Source organism: Pseudomonas sp. Pso3, assembly GCF_055393275.1.
The window spans coordinates 1,135,882-1,160,000 of the sequence record NZ_AP043687.1 but is presented as its reverse complement, the minus strand read 5'-3'; the positions used below and the strand labels follow the sequence as shown (position 1 = coordinate 1,160,000).

The window sequence follows — 24,119 nt, the reverse complement described above, 5'->3', positions numbered from 1 at the left end:
TCCGCGGACCCCTCGCCCGACTCAGACCTAAGTGCTTGATTTTCAAGCCGCTTCAGCGTCTGCGCCGGAAGTGGGGCGCATTATAGGGGAGTTTCAGAGCAGGTCAACAGGTTATTTCAAAAAACTTCAATAAAGGGGGATGGGGGCCAGCCGATACCCCGCCTCGGTCGCGATGATCCGGTACTGCTTGATCTCCCCAGGAGTCAGCAGGATGGATTGGGCGACGCTGCTGGCCATGGGCGCCGCGCAACCCCCCGGGCCGGAAGAGGTAAGGCTGACGGCGATCTCGCCAGGCGGCAGATTGAAGGAAGCACTCTGACCGGCCATAAGGGTGCCGGCGAGGCGCCCCTGAATCACCAGACCTATGTCGCATCCCGAACCTGAGTAGGCATCGCCCCGGGTGATCATGAGGATGCCTGGCTGTCCCGTCCCACCCTGGGGGACCTGAGCCGAGGCGAAAGAGCAGCAGAGCAAGGCCGTCAGCATACCGATAAGCAACTTCATGACTATCTCCTGCGGGGTCGCCCAGCACCTTAGCACTGCGCGGCCCCCTGTGCGCTGTTTCGCAGCAGCGCCGCTGCGGGCGCCCCTTCAGGGCACGAAAACTGAGCAAGTGGTCAGGTTTGGTGCCCTGCCAAACAGCTGAAATTTCCCGGAATCCTTATACAAGGCGTTGATAAATAACTATTTTCTCCCGCCCGCCGGAGCTTGGCGTCGATTTTGCTGAGCACGGCGGACGCTGCACATAACGAGAAAGCACTTCCAGGAGCCTACATGCGCAAGACCCTAACCACCGCGCTGCTGACCGCCAGCCTGTTCACAGCCGGTGCCGCCCAAGCCGCTGACAGCCCACTGCTGTGGCACGGTGAAAGCCTCACCTATCTATATGGCAAGGATTTCCGGGTCGATCCCCGCATCCAGCAGACCGTCACCTTCGAGCATGCCAGCAGCTGGACCTGGGGCGATCTATTCCTCTTCGTCGACAGCATCTGGTTCAACGGTGCGACGAACGCCAGCGACGGTCATCAGGGCTTCTATGGCGAGATCAGTCCGCGACTGTCCTTCGGCAAGCTGTCCGGGCGGGACCTTTCTTTCGGTCCGGTCACCGATGTCCTGCTCGCCACCACCCTGGAATACGACCAGAACGATGGCGAGGGCGCCGGCCGTGACCAGCGCAACTATCTGGTCGGTCCAGGTTTCGACCTCAAGGTGCCGGGCTTCGACTACTTCCAGCTGAATCTCTATTACCGCAAGCCGGATGGCGGCAGTGCCCCCTCGGGTGCCTGGCAGCTCACGCCGGTCTGGGCCTACACCCTGCCCCTGGGCAATTCGGATCTGCTCATCGATGGCTACATGGACTGGGTGATGAACAACAAGGGCAGCTATCACGCCAATCTGCACTTCAATCCCCAAGTCAAGTACGACCTGGGCAAGGCCATGGGCTACGAGGCCAAGCACCTCTATGTAGGGACCGAGTACGACTATTGGTCGGACAAGTACGGCATCAAGGACAGCGAGGGCTTCCGTACCGACCAGAGCGTTTTCAGCTTCCTGGTGAAGTATCAGTTCTAGCCTGGCCAGACCCACTTCTGGCGCTGCAGCCGCCTTACCGGCCCGCAGCGCCACTGCGAGGTAATCACCATGCCCACTCCCGTCCACGATGATCTGCTCTATGGCCTGGACGATCGCCCGGCCCCGCTCGCGGCCTTTTGCGCCGCCCTGCAGCACGTCCTGGCGAGCTTCGTAGGGATCGTCACCCCACCGCTGATCATTGCCGGCGCCCTGGGGCTGCACGAGCACCTGCCCTATCTGATCAGCATGGGGCTGATGGTGTCGGGCGTCGGTACCTTTCTGCAGGCGCGGGGTGCCGGTGGACTGGGCGCGGGCATGATCTGCCTGCAGGGCACCAGCTTCTCCTTTCTATCCGCGGTCTTGGCAGCCGGGATGCTGGTCAAGCAGCGCGGCGGGACGCCGGAGGACATCCTGGCGATGATCTTTGGCGTCTGCTTCTTTGGCGCCTTCGTCCAGATCGGCCTGAGTCGCTGCCTGGGTCTGTTGCGCCGGGTGATCACGCCACTGGTGACCGGTATCGTCATCACCCTGATCGGCATCAGCCTGATCAGGGTGGGCGTCACCGATCTCGGCGGGGGCGCCAAGGCCGCCAATTTCGGCGCACCGATCAACCTGGCCCTCGGTGGTCTGGTGCTGGTCGTCATCATCGGCCTGAATCTGTCGCGGCGTCCCTGGTTGCGGCTGTCGGCGGTGATGATCGGCCTGCTGGTGGGCTCCCTCGCCGCCTGGACCTGTGGCCTGCTGAAACCTCAACCGCTGCCGGACCTGCCCCTGGTCAGCGTCCCCCTCCCCTTCCATTTCGGCTTCGCCTTCGACTGGTCGGCCTTCCTCCCGGTCGCGCTCATCTATCTGATCAGCACCCTGGAAACCACCGGCGACCTGACCGCCAACTGCCTCATTTCGCGGCAACCCGTCGAAGGACCCGGCTATCTGCGGCGGTTGCGGGGCGGGGTCCTGGGTGATGGGGTCGCCTGCCTGCTCGCCGCCACCTTCAATACCTTTCCCAGCACCACCTTTGCGCAGAACAACGGGGTGATCCAGCTGACCGGCGTGGCCAGCCGCCATGTCGGCTACTGGATAGGCGCCATCCTCCTGGTGCTGGGTCTGTTCCCCGTGCTGGGCGCCGTCCTGCAGCAGATTCCCAAGCCGGTGCTGGGCGGTGCGACCCTGGTGCTGTTCGGCAGTGTCGCCGCGGCCGGGATACGACTGCTGGCGCACTGCACCCTGGATCGCCGCAGCCTGCTGATCATCGCCACCTCCCTTGGCGTGGGTCTCGGTATCGCCAGCCAGCCGACGCTGCTGGATCAGCTGCCGCCACTGGTGAAGAATCTCTTCGACACCGCGATCACCAGCGGCGGCATCACCGCCATCCTGCTCAACCTGTTGCTGCCCGAGGAGCGCCGCGCAGCGGTGACGGAATGCGGCTCGCCAGCGCCACACCGGTAAAACAGCCCTTGTGTCCAGGGCCGGGGGTACGCTATTGATGCCTGCCGCGCCTCAGGATCCTCCAGTTGTCATGACCCTTCTCGTACCCGCCCATCACGCCGGCCAGGACAAGCCGGCCGGACGCATCCGGCAGAAGAATGAGGAGTTGATCCTGAGCGCGGCGGAGGAAGAATTCGCCCGCCATGGCTTCAAGGGCACCAGCATGAACACCATCGCGCAACGCGTTGGCTTGCCCAAGGCCAATCTTCATTACTACTTCAACAACAAGCTCGGCCTCTATATGGCCGTGCTGGGCAACATCCTCGAACTCTGGGACAGCACCTTCAATCACCTGACCGTCGAAGACGATCCGGCGGCAGCCTTGAGCCGCTACATCCGCGCCAAGCTGGAATTCTCGCGTCGGCAACCGCTGGCCTCCCGGATCTTCGCCATGGAGATCATCGGCGGCGGTCATTGCCTGTACGAGTATTTCGATCAGGACTACCAGACCTGGTTTCGCAGCCGGGCAGCGGTGTTCGATGCCTGGATCGCGGCTGGCAAGATGGATCCGGTGGATCCGGTCCACCTGATCTTCCTGTTGTGGAGCAGTACCCAGCACTATGCCGACTTCGCCAGCCAGATCTGCCAGGTAACCGGGCGCACCCGCCTGACCCGGCAGGATTTCGACGAGGCGGCGCGGACCCTGACCCATGTCATTCTCAAGGGACTGGGTCTCCAGGCACCATGACCTTTACCCTGATCCAGGATGCCGCCTGCGAGGAAGAGGTGCGCAAGAGTCGTTTTCTCGCCCTCGCCGCGCCCGTCACCACGGTGGAAGCGGCCATGGCCTTCATCGACCGCGTGAGCGTGCCGACCGCGACCCACAACTGCTGGGCCTGGAAGCTGGGTAATCAATACCGCTTCAATGACGACGGCGAACCCGGTGGGACGGCGGGCCGGCCCATCCTCGCCGCCATCGAGGGGCAGGATTGCGATCAGGTGGTGGTGGTGGTCATCCGCTGGTACGGCGGCATCAAGCTGGGTACCGGCGGCCTGGTGCGCGCCTATGGCGGTTGCGCCGCCCGTTGCCTGCAACAGGCGGACAAGCAGCCGCTGGTGGTGCGGCAGGACTATGGCTTCGCCTGTACCTATGCGGAGTGGCCGCTGATCAAGGCGCGCCTGGCAGCCCTGGCGGTGCTCGTGCTCGCCGAGGACTATCAGGCGCTGGAGATCGACTTGCGGATTGCGGTCGAGCCCCAGCGACGCGACGAGGTAGCGACGCTGCTGAGCAACCTGAGCAGTGGTCGTATCGTGATGCGTGCGCTCTAGCGGCACGACCTTTGCTATCTCCTGGTGCACGCCCTTCCGATTCGCACCGCCCTGGCGCATCCCCGCGCTAATTCCCCGTTGCGCTCTGCTTGGCGGCAAGACTGAACCTGCCGAGAGCTGCAGCACGCCCTAAAAGCGCGCATCAAGCAGCCGCCAGGCATGTTTTTGGTGCAACCCTTAGCGACGACTGCCCTGATGAACGAATTGCCTTCCGCTGTGGCGACCCTGGTCCACAGTGCCAATACCCTGTTCCTGCTGCTGGGTGCCGTGATGGTGCTGGCCATGCACGCCGGTTTCGCCTTTCTCGAAGCCGGTACCGTGCGGCACAAGAATCAGGTGAATGCGCTGTCCAAGATCCTCGCCGACTTCGCCATTTCCACCCTGGTGTATTTCTTCGTCGGCTACTGGATCGCCTATGGCGTGACCTTCTTCGCGCCTGCCCAGGTGCTGACCGCCGACAGCGGCTATGGGCTGGTGAAGTTCTTTTTCCTCGCCACCTTCGCCGCAGCCATCCCGGCGATCATCTCCGGCGGCATCGCCGAGCGGGCGCGTTTCGTCCCGCAGCTGTGCGCCACCGCGCTGATCGTGGCCTTCGTCTATCCGTTCTTCGAAGGCCTGATGTGGAACAACAACCTGGGGCTGCAGGACAGGTTCGAAGCGCTGTTCGGCGCGCGCTTCCACGATTTCGCCGGCTCCGTGGTGGTGCACGCCGTGGGTGGCTGGCTGGCGCTGGCGGCCGTGCTGCTGTTGGGGCCGCGTCAGGGTCGCTATCGCGAAGGCCGGCTGGTGGCCTTTCCGCCGTCGAACATCCCCTTTCTGGCGCTGGGCTCCTGGATCCTGATCGTCGGCTGGTTCGGTTTCAACGTGATGAGCGCCCAGAGCCTGGCAGGCGTCAGTGGCCTGGTCGCGCTGAATTCGCTGATGGCCATGGTCGGCGGGACGGCGGCTGCCCTGCTGCTCGGGCGCAACGACCCCGGCTTCCTGCACAACGGGCCCCTGGCCGGCCTGGTCGCCGTCTGTGCCGGCTCCGACCTGATGCATCCCATCGCCGCCCTGGCCACCGGGCTGGTGGCGGGCGCCCTGTTCGTCTGGGCCTTCACCGCGGTGCAGACGCGCTGGAAGCTGGACGATGTGCTGGGCGTCTGGCCTTTGCACGGCCTCTGCGGCGCCTGGGGCGGCATCGCCTGTGGCCTGTTCGGCCAGACCGCACTTGGCGGCCTGGGTGGGGTGAGCGTGCTGGCGCAACTTGCGGGCACGGGACTGGGTATCGCCGTCGCCCTGCTCGGCGGCCTGGCGGTGTACGGGCTGCTCAAGGCCGTGCTGGGGCTGCGTCTGAGTCAGGAAGAGGAATACCAGGGCGCCGACCTGTCGATCCATCGCATCGCCGCCAACAGCCACGACGGCTAGCGGCCGAGGTTACCCACAGGGACCGTGTACAGTGATGTGGATAACCCGTGCATGAAGTCACGAGAACGCCACAGAGACCGGGCTGGCGGCGACTGGTGAAGAAATGAACACGGCCTCGATGTCGTGGCGGCGAACGGCGACGGCGGGACTCGGGTAGCCCACCGGCGACCGGAATCGGTAGAGTGGGCGACCCTTGTTCCAGGAGCGCCCCATGCCCGCCCTTTCGACCCTGCTGCCCTGGCTCCGCGAGGTGGACCGCACCACCCTGAAGGCGGATCTTGGCGCGGGTCTGCTGGGCGCGGTCCTGGCGCTGCCCCAGGGCGTGGCCTTCGCCACCCTGGCCGGACTGCCTCCGCAATACGGCGTCTATGGCGCCGTGGTGCCCTGCATCGTCGCCGCCCTGGCGGGCTCCAGTCGCCATGTGGTGACCGGGCCGACCAACGCCAACTCCCTGGCCCTGCTGGCGGCGCTGTCTCCGCTGGCGCTGGCGGGCTCCGGCCCCTATATCGATCTGGCGCTGGCGGTGACCCTGCTGGTCGGCCTGCTGCAACTGACGGTGGGCGCCCTGCGCCTGGGCGCGGTGGCCAACTTCATCTCGCCCTCGGTGCTGCTCGGCTTCATGAGTGGCGCCGCGGTGCTGATCGGTCTCTATTCGCTCAAGGATTTGCTCGGCTTGTCGCCGCCATTGGGCACCTCGGCCTTTGGCGTGCTCGGCTATGTCGTCGCCCATCCCCTGGCGATCCACTGGCCCTCGCTGGTGATCGGCGTGGTGACCCTGGTCGCCACCCTGCTGCTGCGGCGGCTGCGCCCGCGCTGGCCAACCATGCTGCTGGGTCTGCTGGCCGGTTGCCTGAGCGCCTGGATCCTGGAGCGCAGCGTGGCGGGCGCGGCCCAGGGGATCGCCACGGTCGGACGGATCCCCTCGGCGCTGCCGCCCTTCCATCTGCCCAACGTCACCCTGCAGGACCTGGGCAATCTCTCCGGCATCGCCGTGGCCCTGACCCTGGTGGCCCTGGGGCAGTCGCTGTCGATCGCCAAGGCGGTGGCCCAGCGCTCCGGACAGCGACTCGACGTCAATCGCGAATTCCGTGGCCAAGGGCTGGCCAATCTGGTCGGCGGCTGCTTTTCGGCCTATGTGTCCTGCGGCTCGCTGAATCGCTCCATGCCCAATTTCGAAGCCGGAGCCCGCACCCCGCTGGCGGCGGTGTTCGCCGCCCTGCTGGTGGTGGCCCTGGTGGCCTTTGGCGGTGCCCTGATCGCGGCCATTCCGCTGGCCGCCATCGCCGCTACCCTGCTGCTGGTGGCGCGCGGGCTGCTGGACCTGGGGCGCTGGCGCGAGGTGCTGAGGGTCAGCCGCACCGAGGCCCTGGTGGCCGGGGTGACCTTGCTGGCGACCCTGACCATCCCGCTGGATCGCGCCGTGCTGCTGGGCACCCTGGTCTCCCTGGTGGCCTACCTCTATCGCACCTCGCACCCGGCCATCCGCCCGCTGGTGCCGGATCCCCGTACCCCCGAGCGCCGTTTCACCCCGCTGGACGAACTGGGCCAGCCGGCGCAGGAGTGTCCGCAACTCAAGCTGGTGCGGGTGGAAGGCTCGGTGTTCTTTGGCGCCGTGCCCCATGTCGGCGATCAGTTGGACGGCTTTCGCAGCGCCCAGCCCGGGCAGAAGCACGCCCTGTTCATGACCAAGAGCATGAATTTCATCGACCTGGCGGGTAACGACCTCTGGCGGCGCGAATGGCGCGAGCGACGCGCCCAGGGTGGCGATATCTATTTCCATCGCCCCCGCACGCCGGTGCTGCAGTTGTTCGCCAAGACCGGCTTTCTCAAGGAGCTGGGCGACGGCCATATCTTTTCGTCCAAGGATCAAGCCCTGCGCAGCATCTATCCGCGCCTGGATCCGGAGGTTTGCCGCAGCTGCACCGCCCGGACCTTCGTCGAGTGCGCGGCACGCGCGGCGGAACAGGCGCCGGGCGCGGACGCCACTCGGGCGGACTGCTAAGCTGGCGGTTTCCTTCTGCCGCTGGAGTTCTCCATGACCGCTGCCCTGCGTCTCGCTCGCCGTCTCGCCCTGACCTCTCTGCTGTTGCCGGGGCTGGCCCTGGCCCATGGTCACCTGAAGAGCGCCGAGCCTGCCCCCGACAGCACCAGCCCGGCACCGAAGCAGCTGAGTCTGAGCTTTTCCGAAGGGGTCGAGGCGTCTCTGAGCCAGGTGCAGCTGCAGCGGCTGGAGGGTCAGGCCAGTACGGCGATCACCACCGGCAAGGTGATTTCCGCTGGTGACGAACGCACCCTGGAGGTGCCGCTGGAGGCACCGCTGGAAGCGGGTCGCTACCAGGTCAAATGGCGGGTGCTGGCCAAGGACGGACACAAGACCCAGGGCGATTATCGCTTCACCGTCCAGTAAGGATGGACGGCGGACTGGCGACGCCCGATGCCTGGCGCCCCCTCGCCCGCGCCCTCTTTCTGCTGCCGCTGCTGCTGACCTGGGGCTATCTGGCGCTGGCGCTCTGGCTGGGTCGCCCTGCCTTGAGCAGCTGGCTGCTGGAACGGGCGCGCCCTGCGGCCCGCCTGCTGGGGGCCCTGCTGCTGCTCGGGGTGCTGAGTCTGTTGCCGCTGCAGGCCGCGCTGGTCGGCGATGGCTGGACGGATGCCTTCAACCTGCCGCTGTGGCAGCTCTATCTGGCCACCGAGGCCGGCCAGGGCTGGCGCTGGCAATTGCCGCTGAGCCTGCTGCTGGCCCTGTGGCTGCTGGCGGGACCCGGGATGCGTGGCGTTCGCTGGCTGTGGGGCTTGAGTGGCCTGCTGCTGGCCAGTCTGGCCCTGGGTGGCCATGCCGCCGCGACCGCGGGCGCGCTCGGCGGGGTGCACAGGTTGAACCAGGCCCTGCATCTGCTCACCACGGGACTCTGGCTAGGCAGTCTGCCCGGGGTGTTGCTGTGCCTGGGGCGGCCTCCGGCCCGGCTCAGGGGGGAGGTCCAGCGGCTGCTGCGCGGTTACTCGCTACCCGGGCAGATCTGCGTGGCGCTGGCCCTGCTCAGCGGCGCGTTCAACAGCCTGCTGATCCTCGGACCGGAGGGCCTGCTGCGGTTGACGCCCTACTCCGGCCTGCTGCTGGCCAAGGTGCTGGTGGTGGCGACCATGGTCGTCCTGGCCCTGGCCAATCGTTATCTGCTGGTGCCGCGATTGGGACAGGGACCCCAGGCCTGGCAGCTGCTGCGCCGGGCCACGGCCGTGGAGATCGCCCTCGGGGTGGTCGCCGTCACGCTGGTGGCGGCCTTCTCGGGTCTGGATCCCTTCAGCTGACAGCCGGGGCGAACGCTGTCGCCCCGGCCACGCCTCAGAAATAGACGTTCATGCCCAGGTAGATTTCCTTGCTGCTGTCGAGCTGGCTCGAACCCAGCTTGCTGCCGTCCTGATCGATGTCCGGCTTGGCATTGCTACGCAGGTAGCGATAGCCGGCTTCCAGGGAGGTGCGGTCGTTGACCTGCTGCAGGATGCCGGCCTGGACCCCAGCCACATAACCGAGGTTGCTGTCATGGCCGAAGCTGGAACCATCCTGGGTGACCCGGGCGACGCCCAGGGTGCCGCCGCCAAACAATTTGGTGCTGTCGCCCAGGGGATAGAAGGCATCGTAGCTGCCGGTCAGGTCCTGCTGCTTGAGTCTCAGGCCATCACTGCTGCCGCTGGCCTGGTCGAGGGTGGCGTAGTAGCGACCGGCATCGTTCTGCTGACCGAGGCGCAGCCCCCAGGTGTTGCTGCCATCGATGGCACCATCGGTATCGGGGCTGTTCAGGTTGCGGTCGAGGGCGTGGCTGTTGCTGAAGTTGTCGTAGCTCTTGCCATAGGTGAGGCCGGCGAAATTCTGGGGATCGGCGGCAAAGACCTGATGACTGGCCAGGGCCAGCAGGCCGAAGAGGACGACACGGGATTTCAGGGCGTTCATGGTGAAAGGCTCCTCACGCGATGCGAATACAGCCCGACCGGCTGCGCGGCCATCTTCGGCGGTGGCGGATTAGCAGCGGATTAAGGGGACTGAATCGGAGCTGAACGCTGAGGCAGGACACGAGCGGAGCAGCGGACCGCCCGTTGCAGGCGGCCCGGCTGGGAGGGATCAACGCTGACGGTGGTACTCGGTCACGCGCTGCACTTCTTCCTTGGAGCCCAGGAACACCGCCACCCGCTGGTGCAGGCCGTCCGGCTGGACGTCGAGGATGCGCTGGTGACCGTTGGTGGCGGCGCCACCGGCCTGCTCGACCAGCATGGACATGGGATTGGCCTCGTACATCAGGCGCAGCTTGCCGGGCTTTTCCGGCTCGCGGGCGTCGCGCGGGTACATGAAGATACCGCCGCGGGTAAGGATGCGATGGACGTCGGCCACCATGGAGGCGATCCAGCGCATGTTGTAGTTCTTGCCCAGGGGACCTTCCTTGCCAGCCAGCAGCTCGTCCACGTAACGCTTGACCGGGGCTTCCCAGTGGCGCTGGTTGGACATGTTGATGGCGAATTCGGCAGTGGTCTCGGGGATGGTGATGTCTTCGTGGGTCAGCACGAAGCTGCCCAGTTCGCGATCCAGGGTGAAGCCCTTGACGCCGTCGCCCAGGGTCAGCACCAGCATGGTCTGGGGACCGTAGATGGCGTAACCGGCAGCCACCTGCTCGGTGCCCTTCTGCATGAAGGCTTCTTCGGTCACGTCACCGGTGGTGCTGCTGACGAAGTCCTTGCGCAGGATGGAGAAGATGGTGCCGACGGAGACGTTGACGTCGATGTTGGACGAGCCGTCCAGGGGGTCGAACATCAACAGGTAGGCGCCCTTGGGATAGTGACCCGGAATCTGGTGTACCTGGTCCATTTCCTCGGAGGCCATACCGGCCAGGGTGCCGCCCCATTCGTTGGCTTCCAGCAGGATCTCGTTGGACAGCACGTCCAGCTTCTTCTGCACCTCACCCTGGACGTTCTCGGTGCCCATGCTGCCAAGCACGCCACCCAGCGCCCCCTTGGACACCTCGTAGCTGATGCGCTTGCACGCCCGTGCCACGACTTCGATGAGGAAGCGCAGGTCGGCCGGGGTCTTGTGGCTGCGGGTCTGCTCGATGAGGTAACGACTGAGGGATATCCGGGACATCGCGGTGCTCCTTGTAATGATGGGCGCGAGTGTAGCGCCAAAGCTCAAGCTCCGTCTCAAGCAGAGCGGACCGTCAGGCCAGGTCTGCCAGCCAGTGCCGATTCCGGACGCTGTCGCCGGGGCAACGAGGCGCCGGGCACCGGCGGCCGGCAGGGAACGCGCGTCTAGGGCGCGTTCGGGGTCTCCACGGCCAGCAGTACGCCTCGGCCAGCACGGAGATTTTCGGCGCTGGGATAGACTGCCGAGTCGGGTTCCAGTTCAGGCTGACGGCTGTCCAGCTGTATCACCCAGTGATGTCCGTCACGTGACGGCGGCAGGCGCAGGTCGATTTCCTCCCGGCGCGGCTGGAAGGCCAGCCAGATCCGTGCGGCCTGGGGCTGATCCGCTCCGTCGAGGGGCTCCAGGGTGAGGGCGAGCGGCAGGCTGCCCCCGGCCTGCCAGCGACCGTCGTCCATCGGCGCACCGTCGGCATCGAGCCATTCGATCCTGACCCAGCCACGGGGATCGGGTCGTCCGAGCAGCCGCTGCGCCTGCAGGGCCGGTAGTTCCTGGCGCAGCGCCATGAGCCGGCCGACGAAGGCGCTCTGCCGCTGCCCGGCCGCGCTGGCGGCCTGCTGCCAGTCCAGCCAGGACAGTTCATTGTCCTGCACATAGGCATTGTTGTTGCCCTGCTGGGTGCGACCGAATTCGTCACCGGCGGTGAGCATGGGTTCGCCCCCGGCCAGGATCAGGGTCGCCAGCAGAGCGCGCTGATCGGCGGCGCGGGCTTCCAGGACGGCGGGGTCGTCGCTCGGTCCTTCGACGCCATTGTTCCAGCTCTTGTTGTCGGTGGTGCCGTCGCGATTGCCTTCGCCATTGGCCTCGTTGTGCTTTTCGGCGTAGCTGACCAGGTCGGCCAGGGTGAAGCCATCGTGGGCGGTGACGAAGTTGACGCTGGTGCGCAAGGAGCGATCACCCGCACCGAAGAGATCGGCGCTGCCGGCCAGACGGGTCGCCAGGGCGCCTCTCAAGCCGTCGTCGCCGCGCCAGAAGCGGCGCACGTCGTCGCGGAAGGCGTCGTTCCATTCCTGCCAGGGCGCACGGAAGGCGCCGACCTGATGACCGCCGGGGCCGATGTCCCAGGGTTCGGCCACCAGCCGCACCTGACGCAGCAGCGGATCCTGGGCCAGGGCCTGCAGCAGTGGCGCGTCGCGATCGAAGCCGCTTTCCAGGCGACCCAGCGCAGGCGCCAGGTCGAAGCGAAAGCCATCGACGCCGGCGGCGGTGACCCAGTGGCGCAGGCTGTCCAGGGTCAGGCGCAACGCCGGCGGGCTGTAGAGCGCCAGGCAGTTGCCGCAGCCCATGTCGTTGATATAGCGCGCCGGATCGTCCGGCTGCAGCCGGTAGTAGCCGACGTTGTCCAGGCCGCGCAGATTGAAGGTGGGGCCGAGCTCGTCGCCTTCGCCGGTGTGGTTGAAGACCACGTCGAGCAGCACCTCGAAGCCGGCCGCCTGCAGGGTGGCCACCGTCTCGCGCAATTCGCCCAGGGCCTCGCGCCCGGCCAGGCGCGGATCGACCGCCGCCATGACCACCGGGTTGTAGCCCCAGTAGTTGGCCAACCCCAGGGCGGGCAGATGGCGATCGTCGGCCCAGGCGGCGATGGGCAGCAGCTCCAGGGTAGTGACGCCGAGGCGCTGCCAGTGCTCGATCAGCGCCGGATGGCGCAGCGCCGCCAGGGTGCCGCGCTGGCGGGCGGGCACCTGCGGATGCAGCTGGGTCTGGCCGCGTACGTGCAATTCGTAGATCAGTCCGGCGTCGCGGCGTTTGGGCGCTGGCGTCAGGCTATCGACCGGCGGCAGGACGATGGCCTTGGGGACATGGGCACCGCTGTCACGCGCGTCCGGACGACTGGGATCGTCGGGATGGAAACCGTAGGTGCTGGGATGCAGCTGGAAGGGCCGGTCCACCGCCAGGGCCCAGGGGTCCACCAACAGTTTGTTGGCGTTGAATCTGAGGCCGTCCTGGGGACGGTAGGCACCCTGGGCGCGCAAGCCGTATTTCAGACCCGCTTTGGCACCAGCCAGGAAACCATGCCAGACGCCGCCTTCGTGTTCGCGAAAGGCCAGACGCTGGGTCTCGGTTTCCCCCTTGGCGTCGTAGAGACAGAGTTCGACGGCTTCGGCCGCCGGCGACCAGACGGCGAAGTTGATGCCGCCCTCGACGAGGGTGGCACCGTAATGGGCAGGATTGCCCGCCTCGAGGCGGGTAGAGGTGCGGGGCATGGGGACTCCGGTGACGGGCTTGCGGGGCGGATGCTGCAAGGATGTAGACGGCGTGGAAGGCGCGGGTTCTCAATCGGGGGATAGCTGATCGTGGCCATGGCCGACCGCCGTAGGCTGGGTTGAGCGTAGCGAAGCCCAGCAAATCCTGCCTGGGCGCCGGCTCCGTTGTGGCCTTTATCGCGGCCATGGGCCGCTCCTACAGGATCGTGCCTTGCCCGTAGGAGCGGCCGCAGCGGCGGACCGCCATGGCCGCGAAACGTGCTCGACTACAGCGCCTTCCAGATTTCCGTGGCGTATTCGCGGATGGTGCGGTCGGAGGAGAACCAGCCCATGCTGGAGGTGTTGATCACCGCCGATTGCCACCACTTGTCCGGCTGCTGCCAGCGGGTCTCGACCTGGCGCTGGGCCTCCCAGTAGGCGTCGAAGTCGGCGCAGACCAGGAAGCGGTCGTGCCAGGTCAGGACGTCGAGCAGGCTGTTGTAGCGGGCCGGATCCTCGGGCGAGAACTGGCCGCCGCGCAATCCGGCGAGCACCTGGGCCAGACGTGGCGAATTCTCGATGATGTCCGAGGAGATGCCGCCGCTGCGCTGGCGCTCTTCCACCTCGGCCGCCTTGAGGCCAAAGATGAACATATGCTCTTCCCCGATCAGTTCGCACATCTCCACGTTGGCGCCGTCCAGGGTGCCGATGGTGAGGGCGCCGTTGAGGCCGAACTTCATGTTGCTGGTGCCCGAGGCTTCCATGCCGGCGGTGGAGATCTGCTCGGAAAGATCCGCCGCCGGAATGATGACCTCGGCCAGGCTGACATTGTAGTTGGGCAGGAAGACCACCTTGAGCAGATCACGGGTCAGGGGGTCGTTGTTGACCACCTTGGCCACGTCGTTGGCCAGCTTGATGATCAGCTTGGCCTGGTGATAGCTGGCGGCGGCCTTGCCGGCGAAGATCTTGACCCGCGGCGTCCAGTCGCCGTTGGGGTTGTCGCGGATGGCCTGGTACAGCGCGATGGTCTGCAGCAGATTCATCAGCTGCCGCTTGTACTCGTGGATGCGCTTGATCTGGACATCGAACAGCGCATTGGGATCGAGGTCGATCTCCAGCCGCTGCTTCACCAGGCTGGTGAAGGTGTCCTTGTTGCGCTGGCGCTGCAGGGCGAAGCGCTCGCGGAAATTGCTGTCGTTGGCATAGGGCTTGAGCAGCGGCAGGGTCTTTTCCGGATCGTGCAGCACGCCCTGGCCGAGGGTATCCACCAGCAGGTCGGTGAGCGCCGGATTGGCCTGGTGCAACCAGCGGCGGAAGGTGATGCCGTTGGTCTTGTTGTTGATGCGATCCGGATAGAGCCGGTGCAGCGAGCGGAAGACCGTCTTGCGCATCAGGTCGGTGTGCAACCCCGAGACGCCATTGATGCTGTGCGAGCCGAGAAAGGCCAGGTTGCCCATGCGCACGCGGCGCCCCTGGCTTTCGTCGATCAGGGAGACGTAGGAAATCATGCCGCCATCGGTCTCGCCGCGGGCGCGCAGGGAGTCGAGGAACTGGGCGTTGATCAGGTAGATGATCTGCATGTGCCGCGGCAGCAGGCGCTCCATCAGCTGTACCGGCCAGGTTTCCAGGGCCTCGGGCAAGAGGGTGTGGTTCGTGTAGCTGAGGGTGCCGACGGTGGTGCTCCAGGCGGCGTCCCAGGGGATGCCGTGGACGTCCACCAGCAGCCGCATCAGCTCGGCCACGGCGATGGCCGGGTGGGTGTCGTTGAGCTGGATGGACACGTGCTCGGGCAGGCTGAGCAGGTCGTTGTGCTGCTTGAGATGACGACGGGTCAGGTCGGCCAGGGAGGCGGCGACGAAGAAGTATTCCTGGCGCAGGCGCAATTCCTGGCCGGCTTCGCTGCTGTCGGCCGGATAGAGTACCCGCGAGATGCTCTCGGCGCGGGCCTCGTTGGCCACGGCGCCGACGTGATCGCCGGCGTTGAAGGTTTCCAGGTGGAGGATCTCCAGCGGTCGGGCGCGCCAGAGTCTCAGGGTGTTGGCGCCCTCCCCGCCCCAGCCGATCACCGGGGTGTCATAGGCCACCGCGCGGATGCGCTCGCCGGGCGTCCACACCTGGCGCCGCGGATCGCCTTCGCCGTAGGGGGCGACATGCCCGCCGAAGCCGATCTCGTACACCACCTCGGCGCGTTCGAATTCCCAGGGATTGCCGAAATCCAGCCAATTTTCCGGCTGCTCCAGCTGGAAGCCGTCGGCGATCACCTGGCGGAACAGCCCGTGCTCGTAACGGATGCCATAGCCGTGGCTGGCGATGCCCAGGGTGGCCATGCTTTCCATGAAGCAGGCGGCCAGCCGGCCGAGGCCGCCGTTGCCCAGGGCGGCGTCCGGCTCCAGGCCGCGGATGCGTTCCAGGTCGACGCCGAGGTCGGCCAGGGCGCGACGGGTCTCTTCGAGGATGCCGAGGTTGGACAGGCTGTCGATCAGCAGGCGACCGATGAGGAATTCCAGGGAAAGGTAATAGACCCGTTTCTGGCCGGTGCGATAGGCGTCGCGGGTGCGACTCATCCAGCGATCGACGATGTAGTCCCGGGCGGCCAGGGCGGTGGCCTGGAACCAGTCGTGGTCGAGGGCGTTGTCGGGGTCCTTGCCGACGGCGTAGGTGAGCTTGGAGAGGATGTTGGTACGGAGCGCGGAAACTTCGTTGGGCGAGATGAAGCGGGGTCTCGTCATCAGGATTGACCTCTGCAAGCGCTTAGGAATCAGATCGCGAAGTGGCCGCGGATAATGCGGCGCGTGCCGTTCGCCTTACTTTTAGGCGAAACGACGGGGACGTCCAAGCTTTTTTCGCCACATCAGACGGTTAGCCGTTACCCCTACCCCCTCTAGCCCGAGGTTTTCATCATGCGCAAGACCCTGCTCATCACCGGCGCGAGTCGTGGCATCGGCCGCGCCACGGCCCTTGGCGCCGCCCGCCGCGGCTGGAACGTCGCCTTCAACTATCGCCATGACGAGGCAGCGGCCCGGGCCACTCTGGCCGAGATCGAGGCGCTGGGCGTGGAAGGCCTGGCGCTGCGCGGCGACGTGGCCGACGAAGCCCAGGTGCTGGCGCTGTTCGAGCGCACGGTGGAGCGCTTCGGCGGCCTGGACGCCTTCGTCAACAATGCCGGGATCGTCGATCAGTCGCAGCCACTGGTGGACATGAGCGCCGAGCGATTGCGACGGATGTTCGAGGTCAACGTCTATGGCGCCTTTCTCTGTGCCCGCGAGGCGGCTCGCCACCTGTCGCGGGAGCGCGGCGGCCGCGGTGGCGCCATCGTCAATGTCTCTTCCATCGCTGCGCGTCTGGGCTCGCCCAACGAATACGTCGACTATGCCGCCAGCAAGGCGGCGCTGGACACCCTGACCTTGGGCCTCGCCAAGGAACTCGGCCCGCACGGGGTGCGGGTCAATGCGGTGCGACCCGGCGTGACCCTTACCGACATCCACGCCAGCGGCGGCCAGCCGGGCCGCGCCGAGCGCCTGGGCGTGACCACCCCGCTGGGGCGTGCAGGCGAGGCCGAGGAGATCGCCGCCGGCATCCTCTGGCTGCTGTCGGACGAAGCCTCCTACACCACCGGCGCCCTGCTGGATATCGGTGGCGGGCGCTAGGGCCTAGGCTCTGTACGAAAAGTCGCCGAGCGACGGTCAGGCGAGGCGAAAAACGCTGAGGAAGCGGAGTTTACGAGTGGTAAATGAGCATTCCGAAGCGTTTTTCAACGAAGCATCACCGAGCGCAGGCATTTTTCGTACAGGGCCTAGTCGCGGCGGGGCGTCAGGGCGTTGAGCACCTGCTGCGACAGCGCATGGTAGAGCGGCACCGGCATCAGCCAGCCGGAGACGGCGGCGGCCAGCAGACAGGCCGCCAGCACCGGCAGCGCCATGTCCGGGCTGTGGGCCAGCTCCAGGGTGATGACGGTGGCGGTCAGCGGGGTGCGGGTGACCCCGGCGAGGTAGGCGGCCAGCCCCAGCAAGGCGCATTGCGGCAGACTGATACCCGGCAGCCAGTCGACCAGCCAGGGGCCCAGGGCCGCCCCCACCGCCAGCGAGGGCGAGAATAGGCCGCCCGGCACCCCGGCCAGGTAGGAGACGACGTTGGCGAGGAATTTCCACAGCAGGAAGTCGCCGCCGGTCACGGGTTCGCCAGCCAGGATGGCATGGGTCTCGGCGTAACCGGTACCGAACACGTGCTGGCCGGAGAACAGCCCCAACGCCGCCAGCACCAGGCCACAGCCGGCGGCGAAAGCCACCGGGCGGCGCCCGCGCAGGGCATTCAGGCGCCCCAGCCAGCCCCGCTCGGTGGGCAGCACCAGGCGACCGTAGCAACCGCCGAGCAGTCCGCCGATGACGCCGATCACCGCTACGCCGATCCAGCCCAGGCCCCAGGTCAGGTGCAGGTCCAGGGCGCCGAGATAGCTGTAGGGGCCGACGATGCCCAGGGTGACGATGCCGCCGAGCAGCACGGCGGTCAGCACCAGGCCGCTGAAGCGCTGCTCGAAGGTGTGGGTGAGTTCCTCGATGGCGAAGACCACCCCGCCCAGGGGGGTGTTGAAGGCCGCGGCGATGCCGGCGGCGCCCCCGGCGAGGATGAGTCCGGACAGGGTGCGGCGACCATGCAGGCCGAGCCGCTTGCCGAAGCCGTAGAGCAAGGCGGCGCCGACATGCACGGTGGGTCCTTCCCGCCCTACCGAGCCACCCACCAGCAGGGCGCCGGCCGTGAGCAGCAGCTTGGCCAGGGCGATGGGGGGCGCCAGCAGCCGGGCGCGCAGGTCCGCTTCGGGTCGTTCGAGGGTGACGATGACCTGGGGGATACCGCTGCCGCGGGCATCGCGCAGCGCGCCCTGGGTCAGCCAGACCAGTCCGGCGAAGCCCAGGGGCGTCACCAGCCAGGGCCAGAGGGCGCTGTGCTGTAGCAGCTGCTGAAAGAGGCCGAAGGAGGCATCGGCCAGCCAGGCGAAGCCCAGACCCGCCAGGCCCACCAGCACCGCGCCGACCCAGAAGGCGACGCGCTGGCGCCACTCGCGCAGCCGACGGCGCCGGCGATGGCGCAGCAGATGCAGCCGACGCCGGGCGGCGACTTCGGGATCGGTATCGGGATAGACGGGATCGGACATGGAGAAGAGGCCACCAGGAGGCGAGAGCCTCCCAGTGTAACCTCTTGTTACAGCGGTATCGCCAGGGTCCGGATCAGGCCGCGGGGACCAGCTCGGTGGCGGCTTCGTTGCGCTTGAGCACCGCGTAGATGACCCCGGTCACCAGACTGCCGGCGGCGATGGCCGCCAGGTACAGCCAGGCGTGGCTGATGGCGTTGGGGATCAGCAGCACGAAGAGGCCGCCGTGGGGCGCCATCAGCTTGCAGTTGAACAGCATCACCAGGGCACCGGTGAGGGCACCGCCGATCACGCTGGCCGGGATCACCCGCAGCGGATCCTTGGCGGCGAAGGGAATCGCGCCTTCGGAGATGAAGCACAGCCCCAGCACCGACGCCGCCTTGCCCGCCTCGCGCTCGCTCTGGGCGAACTTGCGCCGGGCCAGCAGGGTGGCGATGCCCATGCCGATGGGCGGCACCATGCCGGCGGCCATGGTGGCGGCCATCGGCCCGTAGGTCTTGGACGCCAGCAGGCCGACGGTGAAGGCATAGGCGGCCTTGTTGATCGGGCCGCCGAAGTCGATGCACATCATGGCGCCGAGGATCAGGCCGAGCAGCACGGCGTTGCTGGTGCCCAGGTTGTTGAGGAAGTCGGTGAGTCGACTCAGGGCGCCGGCCACCGGGGTGCCGACCAGATAGATCATCACCAGGCCGACGATGAGGCTGGCGAACAGCGGAATGATCAGGATCGGCTTGAGCGCCTCGACGCTGGCCGGCAGCTTGACGTGCTGGGCGATGGCCTTGGCCACGTAGCCGGCCAGGAAGCCGGCGATGATACCGCCGATGAAGCCGCTGCCCAGACTGGCCGCCAGCCAGCCGCCGATCATGCCGGGGGCGAGACCCGGACGGTCGGCGATGGAGTAGGCGATGTAGCCGGCCAACACCGGGACCATCAGCTTGAAGGCCGATTCACCACCGATCTGCATCAGCGCCGCGGCCAGGGTGCCCTGCTCCTTGAAGGCCTCGATGCCGAAGACGAAGGACAGGGCGATCAGCAGACCGCCCGCCACCACCATCGGCAGCATGTAGGACACCCCGGTGAGCAGGTGCTTGTAGACGCCCGCGCCTTCCTTCTTGGCTGGCTTGGCGCCCTCGCCCGCCGCTGGCGCGGCGCTGCCGGCCAGGGTCTCGCCCTCGGCCAGGGCCTTCTTGATCGTCGCCTCGGGTTGCTTGAGGGCGACCCCGGTGCCACAGCGATAGACGCGCTTGCCGGCAAAACGCTCGGCATTGACCTCGATGTCGGTGGCCAGCAGCACCACGTCGGCGTCGCGGATGGCCTCGGCCGGCAGCGGATTGCGTGCCCCTACCGAGCCCTGGGTCTCCAGGTGCAGGCGATAGCCGAGCTTCTTGGCCGCGTTCTGCAGCGCCTCGGCGGCCATGAAGGTGTGGGCGACCCCGGTCGGGCAGGCGGTGATGGCCACCAGCCGCGGGGTTTCGCTGGCACTGGCGGGAGCGCTGGGGGCAGCGCCACCCGCCGCCGGGGCCTGTTCCAGCACCTTGGCTTCGCTGGCCGCGCGCTGCAGGAAGGCGTCGACATCGCGCAGGGCTTCGGCCGGGGCGGCGCGGTAGACGCGCTTGCCGACGAAGCGCGACAGGTCGACCGCGCCGGTGTGGACCACCACGACCAGTTCGGCGCGCGCCACCTGGTCGTCGGTCAGCAGGGTGGCCTCGGGGCCGTCGTGGATCTCGACGCTGGTGGTCCAGCCGCGGCGCTGGGCGGCGGCGTCCAGCAGGCGCGCACTGAGCACGCTGGTGACCATGCCGGTCGGGCAGGTCGTGACGATGGCGATGTTCATGGGTTTACCCCTGATTCTTGTTCTAGCGGAAAGTCGGGAAGGACACGCACCTGCACCTGGTATTCGAAGACGGCGAGTTGCGCGGGATCATTGATGCCGAAGCCGATCTGGGTCACGGCCAGGGCCGCGATGGCGGTGGCCGTGGTCAGGGTGCGCTCCGGCGCCTGGCCGGTGAGCAGGCCGTGCAGCATGCCGGCCAGCAGGGAATCCCCCGCGCCGACGGTGCTGGCCACGGTGACCTTGGGCGGCTGCGCCTCCAGGGTCTGGGCGCCATACCAGCGCACCCCATCGGCGCCCTGGGAGATCACCAGGTGCTCGATGCCCAGGGCCCGCAGCTGTTCGACCAGCAGCGCCTGCTCGGTCGCGGTCTCGGCCGGAGCGCCGCAGGCTTCGGCCAGTTCTTCGGTATTGGGCTTGATCAGCCAGGGACCGGCGGCCAGGGCGGCGCGCAGGGCGGCGCCACTGGTGTCCAGCGCCACCGGCAGGCCCAGCGACTTGAGGCGGCCGACCAGGGCGGCCAGCCACTCGGGGCTTACCCCACGCGGCAGGCTGCCGGCCACCACCACGGCGTCATGGCCAGGCGCGAGGCGATCCAGGGTCTCGAGCAATTCCTGCTGGGCGGCGGCGGACACCTCCGGGCCAGGCCCGTTGATGTCGGTTATGCGGCCCGCGGCCTCGGCCAGCTTGAGGTTGCTGCGGGTCTCGCCGGCGACCCGTACGAAGGCGTCGGTAAAGCCGCGGCGGGCGAACAGGGCTTCGAAGGCGGCCGCGTTGTCGGCCCCGAGAAAGCCGCTCACCGTCAGTTCATGGCCGAGATCGGCCAGCACCTGGGCGACGTTGATGCCCTTGCCGGCGGCATGGACGATCACCGCCTCGCTGCGATTCACCGCGCCGGGCTTGAGCTCCGGCAACTGGACGGTGAGGTCCAGCGCCGGGTTGAGGGTCAGGGTGAGGATGCGGCTCATCGCAGGGCCTCCACGCTCTGCCGCACCTCGGCAGCGGTACCCAGCTCCAGGGCGCGCGCGGCGCAGGATTGCACCTGGCGCAACTCCAGCTCGCGGACCCGGGCCTTGACCAGGGGCACGCTGCGCGCCGAAACCGACAGCTCGTCCACGCCCAGGCCGACCAGCACCGGCACCGCCAGGGGATCGGCGGCCAGCTCGCCGCAGACGCCGACCCACTTGCCGTGGGCATGAGCGGCGCGCACCGTCATGTCGATCAGGCGCAGCACGCTGGGGTGCAGGCCGTCGGCCTCGCCCGACAGCAGCGGATGCCCGCGGTCGATGGCCAGGGTGTATTGCGTCAGGTCATTGGTACCGACGCTGAAGAAGTCCACTTCCGGCGCCAGCACCGGGGCCAGCAGCGCGGCCGAGGGGACCTCGATCATGATGCCGACCTGCAGATCGGTGGTGGGGATCTCCTGGCGCAGGCGCGCGAGGATGTCACGGGCCTGACGCCACTCCTCGACCCGGCCGATCATGGGGAACATGATCCGCAGCGGCCGGCCATCGGCGGCCTTGAGCAGGGCGCGCAGCTGGGTTTCCAGCAGTTCGGGACGGCGCAGGGTCAGGCGGATGCCCCGAATGCCGAGGAAGGGATTCTCTTCCGGTGGCAGTGGCAGATAGGGCAGCGGCTTGTCGCCGCCGACGTCCAGGGTCCGCACCACCAGCGGCTTGCCGGCCAGGCCATCGAGGGCACGGCGGTATTCCTGCTCCTGGGCGGCTTCGTCGGGCGCGCTGTCATGGCTCATGAACACCAGTTCGGTGCGCAGCAGGCCGACGGCTTCGGCGCCCTGCTCCACCGCGGCGGCGGCCTGGGCGGTATCACCCAGGTTCACGGCGATCTCGACATGGTGGCCATCGCGGGTGGTGGCGCTTTCGAAACGCCGGGCCTCGGCAGCGCGGCGGCGCTCGGCCTGGACCTCGCGCTCGCGCTGCACGGCCTCGATACGGCTGGCGTCCGGGGCTATTTCCAGGGTGCCCTTGTCGCCATCCAGCAGCAGCACGCTGCGCGGCGCCAGGTCCAGCACCCGGCGGCCGGCGCCGACGATGGCCGGGATGCCCAGGGCGCGGGCGACGATGGCGCTGTGGGAGCTGGCGCCACCACGGGCGGTCAGGATGCCGCAGACGCGCTCGCGGTCCAGCCGCGCCACATCGCCCGGGCCGACCTCGTCCATCACCAGCACATAGGGTTCCTCGGGTTCGCGGGCGGATTCGACGCCGCACAGCTGGGCCAGTACCCGACGACCGACGTCGCGCAGGTCGGCGGCGCGCTCGGCGAGAAGCCGATCGTGCAGGGCTTCCTGCTGGCTGGCCGCCTCCTCGATCTGGGCGTCCCAGGCCGCGGCGGCACTGGCGTTGGCCTTGAGCCGGGTGGCGATGCCCTGCTGCAGATCCGGGTCTTCCAGCATCTCCAGGTGGGTCAGGAAGATCTCGCGCAGGGCGCTGGCCTCGCTGCGCGCGATGAGCGCCTCGATATCGGCGCGTACCGCGGCCAGGGCCGCGTCCAGCCGCTGGCGCTCGGCGGCGGCGCCTTCACCGGTGGCGGGATAGTCGAAGTGCTGGGGCGCCACCACATGGGCCGGGCCCACGGCCAAGCCGGGGGCGGCGGCCACGGCCTGGGCGCGATCGCCCGGGGCCAGCGGCAGTTGCTCGGACGGGTCCACCAGGCTGATGGCGGTGACCCGCGCGGCACCGGCCGGAGCCGGGGCGCTGGCGGTGACCGGTTCCACCTCTTCGCCAAGACCGGCCTGTACGGCGCCGACCAGATCGTTCAGCGCGGCCTCGGCCGGGGTGCCGGGCTCGACCAGGAATTCCAGGGTTTGGCCGCGCCGGGCGCCCAGCGCCAGCAGCCGCGACAGACTCTTGGCCGAGACCGGAGCGCCGTGGTCGACGCGCACGCGAATCTCGCCGTCATAGGCCTTGGCCAGCCGCGCCAGCTCCTTGGCCGGACGCGCATGCAGGCCGTGGGCATTGGCCAGCACCACCTGGGCACTGGGCCAGTCCGGGGCGACTTCGCCGCCCAGGGCTTCGAGCACGGCGCGGCGGGAGGTGGCCTGGGCCAGCTCCTGGCCACGGCCAGCGACGAGCAGATCGCAAAGGCGCTCGAGCAGGGCGCGATGGCCCTCGCCCAGGCTGGCCAGGCAGAACAGGCCACGGACCGGCTGCTCCTGCACCTGCAGGGTCTGCAGTGGGGTGACGAAGGCCAGGCCGGGACGTTTCACCGCGGTCTCGCTGTTCAGCCACCAGAGGCCGTCGCCCAGGGGCAGCGGCTGGCTGGCCTGCAGGGCTCCGGCGAAACCGGCCCCCACGCATTCCATGTGCTTGAGCATGCGCGCACCCTGCCAGGCCAGGTCTTCCAGGTCCTCGGCATCGATGGCCAGCTGCACCAGTTCTTCGTCCAGCGCCAGGGCCTGGGGCGCCCCCTGCAGCAGGTCGAGGATCTGCTGGGGTTCGCGGGCGTCGCGCAGCGCCTGTTGCAGATCGCTCTCGCCCAGGGCGCGGGTCAACAGCTGCAGGATGCGCAGGTGTTCGTCGGATCTGGCGGCGATGGCGATGGCCAGGTAGGTCAGCTGACCGTCGCCCCAGTCCACGCCATGCGGGAATTGCATCATCCGCACGCCGGTGACGAACACCTGGTCGCGGGTCTGGGGCGTACCATGGGGAATGGCGATACCCTGGCCGAGGTAGGTGGAGCCCTGGGCCTCGCGGGCCTTGAGCCCGTCGAGATAACCCGGGGCGACCAGGCCATCGGTCACCAGGGACTCGGCGAGCATGGCCAGGGCGGTCGCCTTGTCCGGCGCCTGCTGGGCCATGCGGATATGCTGGGCATTGAGTTCGAACATGGAAGGATACCTCCGGCGCCGCGCGCCTGATCCTGGCGCCGTGCCTTTCTTGTAATAGATGCTTGCCGGCTCGCTCAGCCCTGCAACCGCGTCGGGAGAGGCGTGACAGGGCCCTTGGCAGATTCGTGCCAGCCCTCGGACAACAGAAAGCTGAAACGTTTCACCCAATGGGACTGGAACGTTACTCGATAATCGCC

At 67.6% G+C, this 24,119-nt stretch carries 18 protein-coding genes; 9 read left to right on the top strand and 9 right to left on the bottom strand.

The window, feature by feature from the left end:
- Positions 1–126 precede the first annotated feature (126 nt).
- On the bottom strand, positions 127–504 hold the full coding sequence (locus ACZ5R1_RS05435; protein WP_007162001.1) for a hypothetical protein: 378 nt from the start codon (positions 502–504) through the stop codon (positions 127–129).
- A 270-nt stretch (positions 505–774) separates the two neighbouring features.
- Between ACZ5R1_RS05435 and ACZ5R1_RS05430 the strand changes: the two genes are divergently transcribed.
- The 8 genes from ACZ5R1_RS05430 to copD all read left to right on the top strand — a co-directional run bounded on the left by ACZ5R1_RS05430 (position 775) and on the right by copD (position 9,039).
- On the top strand, positions 775–1,572 hold the full coding sequence (locus ACZ5R1_RS05430; RefSeq protein WP_027600758.1) for a DUF5020 family protein: 798 nt from the start codon (positions 775–777) through the stop codon (positions 1,570–1,572).
- Between the two features lie 69 nt (positions 1,573–1,641).
- Positions 1,642–3,018, top strand: coding sequence for a uracil-xanthine permease family protein (locus ACZ5R1_RS05425; RefSeq protein WP_028700282.1), 1,377 nt, complete (start codon positions 1,642–1,644; stop codon positions 3,016–3,018).
- A gap of 70 nt (positions 3,019–3,088) precedes the next feature.
- Positions 3,089–3,745, top strand: coding sequence for a TetR/AcrR family transcriptional regulator (locus ACZ5R1_RS05420; protein ID WP_027600306.1), 657 nt, complete (start codon positions 3,089–3,091; stop codon positions 3,743–3,745).
- Complete coding sequence (locus ACZ5R1_RS05415) at positions 3,742–4,326, top strand: IMPACT family protein (RefSeq protein ID WP_042137249.1); 585 nt, start codon at positions 3,742–3,744, stop codon at positions 4,324–4,326. Before ACZ5R1_RS05420 ends, ACZ5R1_RS05415 begins: the two co-directional genes overlap by 4 nt.
- A 195-nt stretch (positions 4,327–4,521) precedes the next feature.
- Entirely contained in the window at positions 4,522–5,733 is a 1,212-nt protein-coding gene (locus ACZ5R1_RS05410) for an ammonium transporter (protein WP_058792203.1), read from the top strand.
- Between the two features lie 211 nt (positions 5,734–5,944).
- A complete protein-coding gene (locus ACZ5R1_RS05405) occupies positions 5,945–7,735 on the top strand; it encodes a SulP family inorganic anion transporter (RefSeq protein WP_267400983.1) in 1,791 nt (596 codons plus the stop codon).
- A 33-nt stretch (positions 7,736–7,768) separates the two neighbouring features.
- The gene (gene copC, locus ACZ5R1_RS05400) at positions 7,769–8,140 is read left to right on the top strand and encodes a copper homeostasis periplasmic binding protein CopC (protein ID WP_150339387.1); all 372 of its coding nucleotides are present in this window, start codon (positions 7,769–7,771) and stop codon (positions 8,138–8,140) included.
- Positions 8,141–8,142: 2 nt separating this feature from the next.
- On the top strand, positions 8,143–9,039 hold the full coding sequence (gene copD / locus ACZ5R1_RS05395) for a copper homeostasis membrane protein CopD (protein ID WP_464712847.1): 897 nt from the start codon (positions 8,143–8,145) through the stop codon (positions 9,037–9,039).
- 34 nt (positions 9,040–9,073) lie between these two features.
- Here copD and ACZ5R1_RS05390 read toward each other — a convergent pair whose 3' ends face one another.
- The 4 genes from ACZ5R1_RS05390 to ACZ5R1_RS05375 all read right to left on the bottom strand — a co-directional run bounded on the left by ACZ5R1_RS05390 (position 9,074) and on the right by ACZ5R1_RS05375 (position 15,827).
- Positions 9,074–9,679 (bottom strand): outer membrane protein, encoded by a 606-nt coding sequence (locus ACZ5R1_RS05390; RefSeq protein WP_464712846.1) that lies wholly within the window; start codon positions 9,677–9,679, stop codon positions 9,074–9,076.
- A gap of 168 nt (positions 9,680–9,847) precedes the next feature.
- Positions 9,848–10,858, bottom strand: a complete 1,011-nt coding sequence (locus ACZ5R1_RS05385; protein WP_007162011.1) for a class 1 fructose-bisphosphatase — start codon at positions 10,856–10,858, stop codon at positions 9,848–9,850.
- A 164-nt stretch (positions 10,859–11,022) separates the two neighbouring features.
- Positions 11,023–13,119, bottom strand: coding sequence for a glycogen debranching protein GlgX (gene glgX / locus ACZ5R1_RS05380; RefSeq protein WP_464712845.1), 2,097 nt, complete (start codon positions 13,117–13,119; stop codon positions 11,023–11,025).
- Between the two features lie 266 nt (positions 13,120–13,385).
- On the bottom strand, positions 13,386–15,827 hold the full coding sequence (locus tag ACZ5R1_RS05375) for a glycogen/starch/alpha-glucan phosphorylase (RefSeq protein ID WP_464712844.1): 2,442 nt from the start codon (positions 15,825–15,827) through the stop codon (positions 13,386–13,388).
- 171 nt (positions 15,828–15,998) lie between these two features.
- On the opposite strand from ACZ5R1_RS05375, the gene ACZ5R1_RS05370 reads away from it, so the two are divergent.
- Complete coding sequence (locus ACZ5R1_RS05370) at positions 15,999–16,745, top strand: SDR family oxidoreductase (protein ID WP_007162014.1); 747 nt, start codon at positions 15,999–16,001, stop codon at positions 16,743–16,745.
- A gap of 146 nt (positions 16,746–16,891) precedes the next feature.
- On the opposite strand, the gene ACZ5R1_RS05365 is transcribed toward ACZ5R1_RS05370, so the two are convergent.
- The 4 genes from ACZ5R1_RS05365 to ptsP all read right to left on the bottom strand — a co-directional run bounded on the left by ACZ5R1_RS05365 (position 16,892) and on the right by ptsP (position 23,922).
- On the bottom strand, positions 16,892–18,247 hold the full coding sequence (locus ACZ5R1_RS05365) for a chloride channel protein (RefSeq protein ID WP_464712843.1): 1,356 nt from the start codon (positions 18,245–18,247) through the stop codon (positions 16,892–16,894).
- A gap of 73 nt (positions 18,248–18,320) precedes the next feature.
- Entirely contained in the window at positions 18,321–20,078 is a 1,758-nt protein-coding gene (locus ACZ5R1_RS05360) for a PTS fructose-like transporter subunit IIB (protein ID WP_464712842.1), read from the bottom strand.
- On the bottom strand, positions 20,075–21,043 hold the full coding sequence (gene pfkB / locus ACZ5R1_RS05355) for a 1-phosphofructokinase (protein ID WP_464712841.1): 969 nt from the start codon (positions 21,041–21,043) through the stop codon (positions 20,075–20,077). Before pfkB ends, ACZ5R1_RS05360 begins: the two co-directional genes overlap by 4 nt.
- Complete coding sequence (gene ptsP / locus ACZ5R1_RS05350; protein WP_464712840.1) at positions 21,040–23,922, bottom strand: phosphoenolpyruvate--protein phosphotransferase; 2,883 nt, start codon at positions 23,920–23,922, stop codon at positions 21,040–21,042. The genes pfkB and ptsP overlap by 4 nt, the downstream gene beginning before the upstream one ends.
- Positions 23,923–24,119 lie beyond the last annotated feature (197 nt).